Here is a 13,847-nt window from a genome sequence, read left to right on the forward strand (position 1 = left end):
GAACAGGAGCAGGCCGGTCAGTGAGCGCGACAGACCACCCTGAACACGGCACGGAGAGCCTGTGCCCAGCAGGCACGAGGCTGTACGAACGCGCCCTGCGCGGCGGCCGCATACGCACCGAGGACGCAGCGCCCGCCCCCTGCCTCGTAAGCCTTGGCCTGCTGCATCCCACCCTTGAGGACATGGACTGTCTCGAACCGGTTGCGCCCCCCGTCGCTCTGCACCGGCTGCTGAAGGAGTCCGAAGAGCGGATCGCCGAGGAGCGGCGGCGGGAGGAACAGCTGGCGGAAACGTTCGCAGCGCTGATGCGGATCGAGGGCCGTCATACAGCGAGCCAGGACTCACCGGCGATCAGAGTGCTCAGCGGCATGGAGCGCATCAACCAAGTGATCACCGAGGCCATGGCCGACGCGACGCAGGAATCGCTTTGTATCCAGCCCAACACCGCTTACCGACGCAAGGAGACGGCACAGGTCATTGCCATGGGCCGCGATCAGGCTCTGCTGGACCGGGGCGGCCGCATCCGCACCCTGTACCACCACACACAGCGCCACGCACCCGTGATCATCGACAGATACGAGCAGCTGCGGGGCGACGCTGAGGCCCGTTCCCTCGACGAGATCACCGACCGGCTCATCATCGTCGACCGTGCGGTGGCCTTCATTCCAGCGAACTCGGACCGCACGATGGCGTTGGAAATCCGACAACCCGCCCTCGTATCCCATCTCGCCACGACATTCGATCGCCTCTGGCGCCACGCCACCCCCATGTACCCCCAGACCGCCCAGAAGCCCTCCGTCAACGGCATCACCCCCCGCCAACGCGCCATCGCCGGCCTCCTCATCGAAGGCCACACCGACGCCGTCATCGCCAACCGTCTCGGCCTGAACGTCCGCACCGCCCGCGTCCACATCGCCAAACTCGCCGCCACCCTCGGCAGCGAAAGCCGCGCCCAACTCGGCTACCTCATCGGACAGTCCGGGATCCTCAAACAGGAGGGAGCCACCGAGTGAGCGCGCTGCCACACTCGAAGCACAGCGTGGAAGACCTGTGCGCGGCAGGGACCAGGCTGTACGAGCAGGCCCTGCGCGACGGCCGTATCTCGACTGAGGACGCCGCGCCTGCCCCCTGTCTCGTCGGCCTCGGTCTGCTGCACCCCGCCCTCGATGACCTGGACTGGCTGGAGCCGATTTCACCCTCTGTGGCACTGCATCGGCTGCTGCGGGCGTCCGCGCAAAGGATTGCGAACCAACGACAGCGAGAGGAGAAGCTGTCCGAGACCTTCGCGGCCCTCATGCGACTCGACGGGCAGCGGTCGCCGGGTATGAACAGCCCGGCGATCAGAGTACTCACCAGGGAGCAGATCAACCCGACAATCACTGAGGCGATGGCCGCTGCGTCACGGGAAATGCTCTGCATCCAGCCCAACGTTCGCTACAGCGACCCGCGCGCCCAGGTGGCTCGTGCCGTCGCCTTGGACCGGGACCAGGCGCTACTGGATCGCGGCGGCGGCATCCGCACCCTCTACCAGCACACGCAACGTCACTCACCCGCGGTGATCGCCCGCTACGAACAGTTGCGAGGTGACGTCGAAGCGCGCACCCTCGACGAAGTGACCGATCGCCTGATCGTCATCGACGCAAACGTTGCCTTCATCCCCGCGAACGAAAGCGGCACTCTCGCCCTGGAAGTCCGTCACCCTGCTCTGACCGCATACTTGGTCACCGTCTTCGACCGCCTGTGGCGCCTGGCCATCCCCATGCACCCGCAGTCGGCCCACCAGCCTGCCCTCACCGGCATCACTCCCCGACAACGCGCTATCGCGAGTCTCCTCATCGAGGGCCACACCGACGCCGTCATCGCCGACCGTCTCGGCCTGAACGTCCGCACCGCCCGCGTCCACATCGCCAAACTCGCCGCCACCCTCGGCAGCGAAAGCCGCGCCCAACTCGGCTACCTCATCGGACAGTCCGGGATCCTTGATCAGGCAGACTGAGTGAAGGCGGCGCCGCGACGTCCGTGGCCCGCGGCGGTCGGTCCAGGCCTGCCTGAGCGATGCGGACGCCTAGCTGCGTACGGCTCGCCGCCCCCAGCGTTTCCGAGAGCCGGGCGATGTGGGCCCGGCAGGTGCGAACGCTTATGCCGAGCCGTTCAGCGATCACCGCGTCCTGGTGCCCCTCTGCCAGCAGCGCGGCGATGGACTGCTCACGGTGGGAGATGCCCTCGATGCCGGTGTCAGGGAGGGGGGCCGTGAGCGGGATCGCCAGGCGCCAGAAGCGTTCGAAGACCGTCACCAAGTAGTGCACCAACGCCGGATGGCGCAGTTCCAGCGCCATCGTGCGGTCCGCGTTGGCGGGAATGAAGGCCACCGTACGGTCGAAGATGATCAGCCGGTCGATCACCTCGTCCAGCGTGCGACCCACGACCGAATCGCCCATCAGCTCAAGGTAGTTGAGCAGGCCCTGGCCGTGCCGGGCCACATGGGTGTACAGATCGCGCATCCGCACACCCCGCCCGCGCAACGCCAGCGCCCGGTGCAGGCCCTCCGTCAGCTCGTGCTCGGGACGGATGCCGCCGGGCTGGACCGTCAGCACCTCCGTCGTGCACGCCTCCGTCGCCGCGTCCAGGGCCCCCTGGATACGGGAGGCGCCTTCCAGCACACGGATCGCCGTGCCCTCCGCGCCGGACGTCTGCGGCTGCTGCGGGCCGAGGCCGGCGTACCACTCGAACGCCGCCACCGCCGACCCCACCCGCCGCTTACTCGCGCTGACCTCGTCGTACACCCCGCGCAGCAGCCGCGTCATGACCTCCTGCGGGGAGGTCGGCACCAGCCAGTCCATATCGTCGGGGTCGGGGTGCAGCAGCGCCAAGTCGAGCAGGCAGGGCACCGGCTCCGCGTCCCGGCGCGGCACACGGCCCCGCCGTACGGCCCGGGAATACACGCGATCCCCGGCCTCGCACAGCCGGTCGGCACCGTGTGGATGCACGCCCCTTCCGCGCTCGGCCATTTTCCACCCCCGACTACCGTCCCTTGCCGCACACGACCGATACGCCCGCGCAGCACGCTCACTGCATTAGCGGGCAACAGTCCGCGACTTCCGCAGCGCAACTATGCGCAGAGGGGCTTGCCGCCGCAACACGGCCCTGACCTCACCTCCGCACGGGCTTCCCAACTCCACAAACCAAGGGCGACCGAGATGCCAGCTCATGCACCTTTTACCCACCCTCCGCTTCAGGCATGTTCAGCATCATGAGGCTACCTGCACGTGCGCATGCCATGCATGGTTGATCAAGCGGCAGCGAACAAAAGGCCTTATGGGCATGCCGCACGCTTCTGCAACAGCTCCTGCTATTGCTGAGGCACGTGATGCGTGTTGCTGACCACTTCGTCGCATCCGACGGGCGGGTCGTTCCCAAAAGCAAGCGACTGGTCCGTCCTTCCAGACAAACGGGAACAGGGGACGTATGTCGAGCTCAATGACCGGTGCCACGACAGGTCCTGGTTCAGTTCAACTCCGGTTGCTGGGCCATGACGGCGCCCACATCGCTGATGACGAGTCCTACCGCCTGCCGCCGCAGACGGCGGAGCTCCTGGCCTACCTCGAACTGCGCGAAGGGCGAACCGCGCGACGCCCCGCGATCATCAGATCCCTGTGGCCCGAGGAGAGTGAACGCCTCGGGCGGCGCAGGCTGAGCCGACTACTGTGGCGGGTGAACCAGGCAGCGTCCCGGGAGTTAGTGATCGCGGAGGGCGAGACCGTACGCATTTCGGAGGTGCTCACCAGTGACTGGCAGCAGGCCCGGGATGCTCTGGCCCACCCGGACTGGCCGCACACTGCGTCTCTCAGGACTGATCTCGAACTGCTGCAGCTCCCTTTGTTGGTCGACGTGCACTCACCTTGGGTGGAGGAACACCAAAGGACCTGGGATCAGCGCAGGTTTCACGCTCTGCGCGAAGCAGGCGAGACTCTGCTCTCCAACGGGAGGCCACTGGAGGCTGTCGAGATCGCGGAACTCCTGGTGATGTGGGAACGGTTGGACGAGCCCAGCCATCTCCTGCTGATACGTGCACACATGAAGCTGGGAGCCCCGGGAAGATCCACGGAGTTGTACCAGGAATTCCGGCGCCGTCTGCGGAAGGAGCTCGGTGTCGAGCCCGCGTTCGACCTCGCCCGTGTGGCAGCCCTGGCCGGGTGATCACAGACCGCCGCCGAGACGCACCACGTGCTCACCGCCGCCGACATGACCAGCGAACGCACCGTCGAACGCTCCCGCGTCGTACTACGCCGACGTGTCTTGGCGTGGCCGCGGATCCGTGCGTGAAAATTCACGCCGTACCCGACCCGGGCCCGACGTAGGCCGGTGACAGACACGGCTGGCGGATGGTGCCCTCAACTCCGGCGCGCAGGGCGTACTTGGACTGCCAGGCCGTGGTGTCCCGTGCGGCGCGAGCGACATGGCGGGCTTCATGGACCTCGCGGGGGTGCCAGGACAGCTTGCGGCGGCCGAGCGTGGCGGTCGTCCACTGCGGGCGGACCAGACAGGAGCGGCAGACGCTGACAGGGAACGCGGCCCGCTGCCATGAAGTGCAGTGCTTCCGGAGTGATGCCCCGGCCGGGCACGCCCGCCGGCACGTTTCCGGCCGCCTTGCGGTCCAGCTCGGAGTCCATGGGGTCGCCGAGCCGCAGCTCAAGGCGGTTCATCAGCAGGTCCTTGAGGTTGGCGCGGACCTCCATGGCGCAGGAGGCGGTGAGGATGAGGGGGATGCCGTAGCCGAGGCCTCGCGCGACGATGTCGAGAACGGCCGATTCCAGACCTTCGTACTCGGTGCGGAAGTTCCCCCAGCCGTCTATGACCAGGAAGATGTCACCCCACGGCTGGTCCGCGACCGGGATGTCGCCGCGCGCCCGCATCCTTCGGAAGGTGGCGATGGAGTCGATGCTGGCGCTCGGAAGTACTCCTCGCGGCGCGTCATGATGCCGTACACCTCGGCGACCGTGCGGCGTACCCGCTCCAGGTCCAGGCGTGAGGCGGCCCCGCCGACGTGCGGCAGTCCGGAGACGGCCGACATGCCGCCACCGCCGAAGTCCAGGCCGTAGGCGTGGACTTCGTGCGGAGTGAGGGTCAGTGCGAAGGCGGAGACGATCGTCCGCAGGACTGTCGACTTGCCGGACTGCGCCCCGCCGACGATTCGGCCCTCCCGGCACTGGGCGGCGTCGTAGCGGAAGCGTAGGTACTGCGAGTCTGCACCGGACTGCGTCGTTCCCTCCTCGCAGCCGCGATCTCGCCAGGACTCGGCCAAACGCCCCGCCCTGCCGGACAGGGCGGGGCGGGGCTCGGAGAAGCGCGGCTCCGCGTGCACGGGGGAATGGCGAAGCCGCCAGCTGCCGATGACCAGTCAGCGCCTCATCTCCGCACCGGGAAGGGCAAGCCTCTCGCTGGAGGGAGCATCGGCTCCTTCCCGGGGTTCAGGTGTTCCGGGTCGAGATGTCACGGCTCCCGACGATCCTGCACGTTGATCGCAGCCGCCAGGAGTGCCGCCGTCAGGGACGCCACGTAGACACAGGCCAAGTACGGCCCGCCGGGAAAGAAGACACCGCCGGACTGCCCCTGAAAGTCGCTCAGCGCCAGGAACGGCAGCCACGGGCCGATATCAATCCCCGCCAGCCAGTCCCCCGTGGCCGACAGCGCCGGTTCGACGACCAGCGCCCAGACCAGTACGACGGTGATGGTCGCACCACCGCTCTTGAGTAGTAGGCCGATGGCCATGCTCAGCACAGCCACGATGGCGAGGGCTACAGGGAGGGTGAGGAGTTGACGCCATTCGAGTCCGCTGGAGGGTGCGACATCGGCGTCAGGCGCCACGACGGCCGCGACGGCGACTCCCCCCGCCCCCAGCAGGACTCCCATCAGCGCCGCCAGCGCCGCGATCACCCCGGCCTTGCCCAGCAACAGCCGTGCCCAGGACGGAACGGCCAGACGGGACTGCCAGATTGTGCCCGTACGGAACTCCATCGTCACGCTACGGGCTGCGAACACCATGATCAGGAATTGAGCGAAGGCCGGACCCACCATCACTTCGGACAGGCCCGGCTCCTCCCCTTCCATGGGCGAACGCACAGCGAGGCCGCTGAGAGTGAGCGACACGACCGCGGTGATGCCCAGAAGCCAGGGTGTGGAAGTGAGTGAACGGAGCTTGTAAGCCTCGGCTTTCAGCACGGCGGTGCTGGTCATACGGCCCTCTCTTCCGCCGGTCGCACCGAGCCCCGGTACTCCACCGAGCTGCCCGTGAGCTGGAGGTAGGCATCCTCGACCGTGCCGCGGCGCGGAGTCAGTTCGTACAGCACCAGGCCGGCCCCGGCCACGGCCCTGAAAATGTCCTCGCCGCCCAGACCACTGACCAGCAGGGGCGGGGCGGACGGATCCGTTCCCGGCACGCCATCGACCACGGTGGCGCCCGCCTGAGTGAGCAGTTCGCGCAGTCGCCCGGGCTCCGGACCGCGTACGACAACCTCGCCCTGCGTGCTGGCACCGGCCGACGTGAGTTCGGCGATGGAGCACTGCTTGATGAGCTGCCCCCGGCCGATCACCACCACCTCGTCGGCCAGCTGTGCCATCTCGGCGAGCAGATGGCTGGAGACGAGGACGCTCCGTCCTTCGGCCGCGAGTTGTCTGAGCAGCCCGCGCATCCATGCGATGCCCTCAGGGTCGAGACCGTTCGCGGGCTCGTCCAGGATCAGGATTCCCGGGTCCCCCAGCAACGCCCCGGCCAGTCCCAGACGTTGGGCCATGCCCAGAGAGAAACCTCCGACCCGCTTGTCCGCCACGTCGATGAGCCCGACCCGGGACAGAACCTCGTCCACGCGGCCGACAGGGATCCGGTTGCTGTGGGCGAGCCACGCCAGGTGAGCCCGTGCGCTGCGCTTAGGGTGCGCCCACCGCGCGTCCAGCAGCGCGCCCACGACGCGCAACGGTTCGGCATGCTCGTGGTAGCTGCGTCCCTGGATTCGGGCCGTGCCGCTGTCCGGCCTGGTCAGGCCGAGCGTCATGCGCAGTGTGGTGCTCTTGCCGGCACCGTTGGGTCCAAGGAATCCGGTGACGGATCCCGGGCGCACAGTGAACGACAGGCCGTCAACCACGCGCTTCTTCCCATACGCCTTGGTCAGATCAGTGATCTCGATCGTGGACATCGGTGACACCCCGCCTCATCAGGCCGTGACAAGCTGGTGAACCACGGCGAATCCGCCGCAGAGCAGCAGGATGACCACCCAAACCGCCTTGCCGAGGGCGAGACCACGCCGCACCGCGCGCACGCACTCCGTCAGACCGACCAGCGCTGCCAGCAAGCCTATGCCGCCGATCACCGCGCCCACGACGTACGCCCAGGTGTGATCGCCCAGAGTACGCAGCAGCAGGGCGGCCAGGCCCAGCGGGATCACTGGCCAGGCATCGCCACTCACGGAGGCTGGAGCCTCGTTCGCCGTCACGGAGGGCCTTCCTTTACTCATGTCTTCCTTGAGTCGTCGAAGTGAAATGCGGCGGGGCGGGAGGAGAGGGAGTGCGGTGTGCGGGCCGCGGAAGGGGGGAACTTCCGTGGACCGCACACCGCTTCACAACTGACCGACTCGCCCTGTGACGCCTCGGTCAGATGGCCCGAAGGTCAGAGACCAATGAAGTCCCGCACGGCCTGGTAGACCTCGTAGACCGTGGCACCGACCTCGATCGCCTTGCGGACGAGCCACGGCACGTAGCGCTCGTATGCATCCTTGAACTTCTCGTAGCCCGCCTTGGCCGCGTCCTTGAGCTTCTTCCAGGCAGCGGAGCCGAGGCCCTGGAGCTTGTTGAGGATCCAGTCCCACCGGCCCCTCTCCCCGGCCCTGTTGGCCCCGGTCTCGGTCGAAGCCGTACCCGTCGTGCCGACGGTCGAAGCCGACGACGTCAGCTTCACCTCGGCGGCCGACGACACCGCACGGTGGGTGTCGACCGTCTGAACCTGGGCAACGGCGGTGGGGCGAGCCTGGGGCATCGCGGAGGCGGCCGGTGCGCCGACGCCTATGAGCGCGCCGACGAGCACGGTGCTCGCGATGATGCGGTTCTTGTTCAAGGAATCCTCCGTGAATCAAATGCCGAGCCGCCGGGACCGGTTGGTCGGCGGCCTGCACAGACTCACGAGGCCCTCTCTTCGCGATCGCTTCGTCGCGACTCTTTACTGCCTCAGGCATGTGGCGATCATGCCCCTCAGGTATCTCCGAAGTGTCTCCAATGCGCCCCTTCCGCTGATCACCCAGCTGGATGGCATCAATTCACCAAACTCGTTGAACCTTTTTCGCAGCTTGCCTGAGCTCGTCGCGCCACGTCGCACACGAACTCGACTTCGTCGACCGGCTGCCGGCCACCTGGTGAATCTGCGCCATGGCACCACCCATGACGTGCTGGCCCGCTGGTTCGGTGGCTGCCCCGTCGCTCCGCCCATCCGGCTGGGCACTCTCGCCAAGCCATCGAGCACCTGGGCGCCGACGGTCGCAAGAGTTGGCTGATGGGCAGCCCTCTCGTCGCAGCTCCGCCAGCTGGTTGCCCAGGGATTCACATGGAATGGGCACCCGGACCCGGGCCTTCCGCGTGCATCTCCCGCAGCCGATCGAGCCGAGTGAACTGCGTGACGCCGATCAAGAGCAATGCCTCTATCTGGCAGCCACCAGGTATCGATGGTGAGGGCGAGGCTTGACGTCTGGCTAACGCCTCCCCACGTACGCGGCGAACTCCACCCACGCCTCCGCGGCGAGCCGGAGTATCGGACCGTCCGGGGCCTTGGAGTCCCGGACGGCGGTGGTGCCGGGGATGTTGCGGGCGACTTCGACGCATTCGCCGTGGGCGTCGCCGCTACTGTGCGTGGACTTATGGAAGTCGAACTCGGACACTCGGCCTACATCTCCTTGCGGATGCTGTCGATGAGGTTGAGGGAGTCGCGCTGCGCCAACCCCAGCCGCGTGATGCGATCGAAGATCGCATTGTGGCGTGCGGCATCGGCCTCGCTCTCCAGCCACACCTGCGTCGAGAGAGTATCCGCCTGTACGAGATCCAGGGCGCCTGGCTCGGCAAAGGAGACCACGGTGAAAGCGCTGGTCATCCCAGGGTGGGCGCCCGCACCGAACGGGACAACCTGTACGCACACGTTGGAGAGCCGAGCCGCTTCGAGAACGTGGTCCAACTGGGCCCGCATGACGTCCCGTCCACCAACCAACTGACGCAGCACCCCCTCGTGCAGCACCGCCACGAGCGACAACGAGCGCTCACCGGTCAACCGGGCCTGACGGGCAATCCTCGCTTCCACGAAGGACTCGATCGCCTCGGGGTCTTCCCAGGTGCCATTGCCCACCGCGAGGGCGCGGGCGTAGTCGGCGGTTTGCAGCAAGCCCGGGACGAAGGAGAGTTGCCAGGTGCGGAGCTGCGTGGCGATGTCCTCCAGTGCCACGTACTCCATCTGCGCCTTCAGCTGGGGGTACTGATGCCACCATCCCTGGACCTTGCGTCGATCTCGGTCGGCCCTCGCCAGGGCCAGCAGCTTGCCGACCACCGACTCGTCCGTTTCGCCGTATAGATGACACAGCGCCCTGACGTCCGGATCTCGCATCGGCACCTGCCCGCGCTCGATCTTCGCCACCTTGGTGACGGAAGCCGTAAGTGCCTCGGCAGCGTGCGTCTGACGCAGCGAGCACGCCTCACGCATTCGCAGCAGCTCGCCACCGAGCCTGCGCCCCAGGACGGTTGTCACGGTCCGCCCCCGGTCAGGGTTGTTGCCCATACAGCGATCCCTCCCGATGAGTCGCCCCAGTTTGAGGCCTTCCGCCAGCAACCTACAACCAGGGCAGGGATATTTCTGCCCAGAATCAGTTGCTGCCGAGCTCGCACGCCGCTACGGTCGGTACTCAATCGCCCACTCACCGACACCAGTTGGCGGAAGTGCACCGTGCTGCCCAAACCAGGCCCGCACCGCAGAGCCACCTCCCCCCACCCATCTGGCGTCCGCTCCGGGCACCCCGGCCTCGCACAAGGAGGTACGCCCCCGTGACCGACTCCTGCCCTCCCCGCCACCCCAAGGACTCCAAAGCCCCCAAGACGTACGACCGTTACGACACCGCCAGCTACACCCCCCTCCCCCACAACATCCCCCTCGCCCGCAGACACGTCGCCCAACTCGCCGTGGACTGGGGGCACCCCCACGCCGCCGGCAACGCGGCGCTGCTGGCGAGCGAGTTGTGCACGAACGCCCTGCTGCACGGATGCCTGCGGGACCGCCTGTTCCGGGTGGAGACGTCCCTCACCGGCACGACCCTGCGCGTCGCCGTGACCGACCCGCGGGGCGAGCGGCTCCCGCACCCCCGCCCCTCCACCACCGACGACCAGTTCGGCCGAGGCCTGCTCATCGTCCGCACACTCGCCGAGCGCTGGTCCGTGGAGAAGCTCACCGTGGGCAAGACGGTCTGGGCGGAGCTGGACATTCAGGGAGCGATGAATGCGTAGTCTGCTCGGCCGTCTGCGAAGGTGCCGCACCGGTACCTTGGCCGCACGGCGAAAGGGGACACACATGGCGATGGAGTGGCAGGACGCGGTGGCCGAGGCGCGGGAAGCCACCGGCTTCACGGACGCGGTCGTCCAGCGCACCGTCGACGGAATCGGGGCTGCTCTGCGCCTTGACCACCGCGCCGGCTTCTACACGGAGCTGGGCGCCCTGGCCGACTCCGGCGGCTTCGACGCGTTCCTCAATCACTGGTGGACCCAGGCACTCGCCGACTCGGCCACGGACGAGGACGCACGCGAGCAGGCGATCGACTTCGCCGACGTAGCCGTGTCCCTGTACGCACGCGCCGCGGGCGGCTCCACGTCCACCCAGGCCGAGATCGAAGCCCTAGTCGCCGGAGCGGAAGCCCCTTGAGCTACACCATCATCTGGGAACGGCCCGCATCCGACGGCCTCAAGCGGCTCAGGACCCGTGACGGCGACGCCGTGAAGCCACTTCTCAAAGCGATCAACGCGCTCGCCGACGATCCGGAGCCCACCGCGAGCAGCAAGCTCGGCGGTACCAGCCTGCGGCGGTTACGCGTCGGTGTCTACCGGGCCACGTACGAGATCGACGGCTCCAAGGTGTCGATCAAGATCCTCATGGTCGGCAGCACCCCTCTCTGACCACAGCAAGGACAGGGGCAGGGCTGCCCCCACCGCAAGCGTCGACCGAGGCAGCCCTCCCTTCCTGGTTCCGCCAGTTGGCCGGCAGGGGCCGCGCGCGGCGAGCCGCCCGGACGCCCCCCTTCCGCGTGCACCTCCCGGAAATCCCCCAGAGATCACCGCGTTACAAACCCCACTTAACGTCTGGCCATGGCGGACATATTTGACGCGTACGCGTTGGCCGACGCGTGGGACGAGATGTTTGAGCGGCCGGGTGAGGTCAGGGCCGCCTATGAGCCGGTGCTGGCTGCGCTTCAGCCGATCGAGCCGAGTGAACTCCGGTTCCGGGCCGACCAGATGGCCCGGGCGTTCACCGACAGGGGCGTGACATACGCCTTCGCGGGCGAGGAACGGCCCTGGCCGCTGGACCTCGTGCCCCGCATTCTCGACGCCCTCGAATGGGATCTCATACAACGCGGGGTGGGGCAGAGGGTGCGCGCCCTTGAGGCGTACCTCGCCGATGCCTACGGGCACGCCCGCGCCTTCGAGGACGGCGTCGTGCCCTGGCGGCTGCTGCTCAACTCCCCCCACTTCCACAGAGCGGCCCATGGGGTCGAGCCACCGGGCGGGGTGCGTATCCATGTCGCCGGGATCGACCTCGTACGGGACGAGGCCGGGGACTTCCGGGTGCTGGAAGACAATGTGCGCGTGCCCAGTGGCGTCTCGTACGTCATCGAGAACCGGCGTGCCATGACCCGGATCTTCCCCTCCCTCTTCGCCGAGCAGCATGTGCTTCCCGTCGACGGGTACACCCAGCGGCTGCTCGCCGCCCTGCGCGCCGCCGCGCCCGACGGGACCGACGACCCGCGGGTGGTCGTCCTGACCCCCGGGCCCAACAACGCCGCCTACTTCGAGCACGCCCTCCTCGCCCGGCTGATGGGTGTGCAGCTCGTCGAGGGGCACGACCTCGTGTGCCGCAACAACCGGGTGTGGATGCGGACCACGCGCGGTGAGGTTCCCGTTCACGTCGTATACCGGCGGCTGGACGACGACTTCCTCGATCCCCTTCACTTCCGCCCCGACTCGGTGATCGGCTGTCCGGGCATCATGGGCGCCGCCATGGCAGGAACCGTCACACTCGCGAACGCCGTGGGGAACGGGATCGCCGACGACAAGCTGCTCTACACGTACGTCCCGGATCTCATCCGGTACTACCTCGGCGAGGAACCGGTCCTCCCCAACGTCGAGTCCTACCGGCCTGACGAGCCTGGGCAGTTGGAGGCCGTCCTCGACCAGATCGAGCAGCTCGTCGTCAAGCCCGTCGACGGCGCCGGCGGCCAGGGCATCGTCATCGGCCCCAAGGCCGACCGGGACACGATCGAACGCACTCGCAAAGCCGTCATCGCCGACCCGCGCGGCTTCATCGCCCAGCGGCCCGTCGCCCTGTCCACGTCCCCCACCCTCGCGGGCGAGCGCATGGCACCGCGCCACATCGATCTGCGGCCCTTCGCCGTCAACGACGGCAACGATGTCTGGGTGCTGCCCGGCGGTCTCACCCGGGTCGCCCTCCAGGAGGGCAACCTGATCGTCAACTCCAGCCAGGGCGGCGGCTCCAAGGACACCTGGGTGCTGGCCGAGGGCCCGGCGGAGTCCCCCGCACCGGTGAGCGCGAGCGATCCGCTGGACGTCGCGCCGCGTCAGCTCGGACCCGACGGCACCCCCACCGTCGTACAGGAAGGGGCTCACCAGCAGTGAACGACGTGATCCTGTCCCGGATAGCCGAGTCCCTGACCTGGACCGGACGGTATGTCGAGCGGGCCGACGCCACCGGGCGCATCCTCGACGCCTACCTCCACCGCATGCTGGAGGATCCCTGGCGCGACGAGGACGTGGCCTGCCGGTCGTTGTACGCGATCCTCGGCATGGACGCCGGTGGTGCGCCGGTGGACATGCAGCAGGTCCTCGACCAGCTGGCCTTCGACGCCCGTTCGACGGGGTCGATCGAGGGCGCGCTGGGCGCCGCCCGGCTGAATGCGCGCAGTGCCCGCGAGGCGGTGTCCTCGGAGATGTGGGAGTGTCTCAACTCCACCTGGCACGCGCTCGCCGACCAGCGGATGGCCGCCCGGCGGACGGGCCCGTACGCCTATCTGGAACTCGTACGACGCCGGGCGGCCCTCTTCTTCGGGCTCGCCGACTCCACCATGAGCCGGGACGACAGCTGGCGCTTCGTGGTCCTGGGCCGCAGCCTTGAGCGGGTGGACATGACCGTACGGCTGCTGTCGGTACGGGTGCTGGACGCCGCGCACGCGCCCGACTGGCCGACCCTGCTGAGCGCGTCCGGCGCGGACGAGGCGTACGCGCGCGTGTACGGCGGCTTCGGCGACACCCCGCGCGTCGCCGAGTTCCTGCTGCTGGACCGCGACTTCCCGCGCTCGGCGCTGCACGCGCTGACCACGGCGGAGGAGTGCCTCACGGCGCTGGGGCGCCCCCGGCAGGACCCGGCGCGCCGCCCGATCGGCCGGATGCGCACCCGCCTCGAATACCTGGACACCCACGCACTGGAGGACCAACTGCCGCTGCTGCTGAAGGACTTGCAGCAGGCCTGCATGGCCTCCGCGGACGCGGTGGCCGACCGGTTCTTCCCGTACCAGGGGCCCGTCGAGTGGGCCCAGGAAGGAGCGTGA

16 protein-coding genes and 1 pseudogene are annotated in these 13,847 nt (G+C 68.2%); 8 read left to right on the top strand and 9 right to left on the bottom strand.

The features are described from left to right. Positions 1 to 20 precede the first annotated feature (20 nt). Together KUM44_RS21620 and KUM44_RS21625 are read left to right on the top strand one after the other, a co-directional pair. Positions 21 to 1,013, top strand: a complete 993-nt coding sequence (locus KUM44_RS21620) for a helix-turn-helix transcriptional regulator (protein WP_217209987.1) — start codon at positions 21 to 23, stop codon at positions 1,011 to 1,013. Further along, the gene (locus KUM44_RS21625) at positions 1,010 to 1,996 is read left to right on the top strand and encodes a helix-turn-helix transcriptional regulator (RefSeq protein ID WP_217209989.1); all 987 of its coding nucleotides are present in this window, start codon (positions 1,010 to 1,012) and stop codon (positions 1,994 to 1,996) included. Before KUM44_RS21620 ends, KUM44_RS21625 begins: the two co-directional genes overlap by 4 nt. On the opposite strand, the gene KUM44_RS21630 is transcribed toward KUM44_RS21625, so the two are convergent. After that, on the bottom strand, positions 1,959 to 3,008 hold the full coding sequence (locus tag KUM44_RS21630) for a helix-turn-helix transcriptional regulator (RefSeq protein ID WP_217209991.1): 1,050 nt from the start codon (positions 3,006 to 3,008) through the stop codon (positions 1,959 to 1,961). The genes KUM44_RS21625 and KUM44_RS21630 overlap by 38 nt on opposite strands. 511 nt (positions 3,009 to 3,519) lie before the next feature. Here KUM44_RS21630 and KUM44_RS21635 point away from each other — a divergent pair. After that, positions 3,520 to 4,197 carry a bacterial transcriptional activator domain-containing protein gene (locus KUM44_RS21635; RefSeq protein ID WP_217209992.1) on the top strand — a complete coding sequence of 226 codons (678 nt, stop codon included), beginning with the start codon at positions 3,520 to 3,522 and terminating at the stop codon, positions 4,195 to 4,197. A 130-nt stretch (positions 4,198 to 4,327) separates the two neighbouring features. Here the strand turns inward: KUM44_RS21635 and KUM44_RS47610 are convergent, their stop codons facing one another. The 8 genes and pseudogenes from KUM44_RS47610 to KUM44_RS21675 all read right to left on the bottom strand — a co-directional run bounded on the left by KUM44_RS47610 (position 4,328) and on the right by KUM44_RS21675 (position 9,802). Continuing rightward, on the bottom strand, positions 4,328 to 4,693 hold the full coding sequence (locus tag KUM44_RS47610; RefSeq protein WP_217209994.1) for a transposase: 366 nt from the start codon (positions 4,691 to 4,693) through the stop codon (positions 4,328 to 4,330). Next, positions 4,575 to 5,194 (bottom strand): annotated as a pseudogene (locus KUM44_RS21645) (FtsK/SpoIIIE domain-containing protein); the annotation flags it as partial. The pseudogene KUM44_RS21645 and the gene KUM44_RS47610, both read right to left, overlap by 119 nt. Positions 5,195 to 5,490: 296 nt before the next feature. Beyond that, complete coding sequence (locus tag KUM44_RS21650) at positions 5,491 to 6,234, bottom strand: hypothetical protein (RefSeq protein ID WP_217209996.1); 744 nt, start codon at positions 6,232 to 6,234, stop codon at positions 5,491 to 5,493. Continuing rightward, on the bottom strand, positions 6,231 to 7,190 hold the full coding sequence (locus KUM44_RS21655; protein WP_217209998.1) for an ATP-binding cassette domain-containing protein: 960 nt from the start codon (positions 7,188 to 7,190) through the stop codon (positions 6,231 to 6,233). Before KUM44_RS21655 ends, KUM44_RS21650 begins: the two co-directional genes overlap by 4 nt. Before the next feature lie 18 nt (positions 7,191 to 7,208). Beyond that, the gene (locus KUM44_RS21660) at positions 7,209 to 7,487 is read right to left on the bottom strand and encodes a hypothetical protein (RefSeq protein WP_217210000.1); all 279 of its coding nucleotides are present in this window, start codon (positions 7,485 to 7,487) and stop codon (positions 7,209 to 7,211) included. Positions 7,488 to 7,660: 173 nt separating this feature from the next. Next, the gene (locus tag KUM44_RS21665; RefSeq protein WP_217210002.1) at positions 7,661 to 8,104 is read right to left on the bottom strand and encodes a hypothetical protein; all 444 of its coding nucleotides are present in this window, start codon (positions 8,102 to 8,104) and stop codon (positions 7,661 to 7,663) included. Positions 8,105 to 8,732: 628 nt separating this feature from the next. Continuing rightward, positions 8,733 to 8,918 (bottom strand): DUF397 domain-containing protein, encoded by a 186-nt coding sequence (locus tag KUM44_RS21670; protein WP_217210003.1) that lies wholly within the window; start codon positions 8,916 to 8,918, stop codon positions 8,733 to 8,735. Positions 8,919 to 8,923: 5 nt separating this feature from the next. Further along, entirely contained in the window at positions 8,924 to 9,802 is an 879-nt protein-coding gene (locus tag KUM44_RS21675) for a helix-turn-helix transcriptional regulator (protein WP_217210004.1), read from the bottom strand. A 263-nt stretch (positions 9,803 to 10,065) separates the two neighbouring features. Between KUM44_RS21675 and KUM44_RS21680 the strand changes: the two genes are divergently transcribed. From KUM44_RS21680 to KUM44_RS21700, 5 genes are all read left to right on the top strand, one after another. Continuing rightward, positions 10,066 to 10,521 (top strand): ATP-binding protein, encoded by a 456-nt coding sequence (locus KUM44_RS21680; RefSeq protein ID WP_217210005.1) that lies wholly within the window; start codon positions 10,066 to 10,068, stop codon positions 10,519 to 10,521. Positions 10,522 to 10,585: 64 nt separating this feature from the next. Beyond that, the gene (locus tag KUM44_RS21685; RefSeq protein ID WP_254389853.1) at positions 10,586 to 10,933 is read left to right on the top strand and encodes a hypothetical protein; all 348 of its coding nucleotides are present in this window, start codon (positions 10,586 to 10,588) and stop codon (positions 10,931 to 10,933) included. Further along, positions 10,930 to 11,184, top strand: a complete 255-nt coding sequence (locus tag KUM44_RS21690) for a type II toxin-antitoxin system RelE/ParE family toxin (RefSeq protein ID WP_217210006.1) — start codon at positions 10,930 to 10,932, stop codon at positions 11,182 to 11,184. Before KUM44_RS21685 ends, KUM44_RS21690 begins: the two co-directional genes overlap by 4 nt. 189 nt (positions 11,185 to 11,373) lie before the next feature. After that, positions 11,374 to 12,918: a circularly permuted type 2 ATP-grasp protein gene (locus tag KUM44_RS21695; protein WP_217210007.1), complete on the top strand. Its 1,545-nt coding sequence runs from the start codon at positions 11,374 to 11,376 to the stop codon at positions 12,916 to 12,918. After that, a complete protein-coding gene (locus tag KUM44_RS21700) occupies positions 12,915 to 13,847 on the top strand; it encodes an alpha-E domain-containing protein (RefSeq protein WP_217210008.1) in 933 nt (310 codons plus the stop codon). Before KUM44_RS21695 ends, KUM44_RS21700 begins: the two co-directional genes overlap by 4 nt.

Source organism: Streptomyces sp. AC550_RSS872 (assembly GCF_019049285.1).
GTDB lineage: Bacteria > Actinomycetota > Actinomycetes > Streptomycetales > Streptomycetaceae > Streptomyces.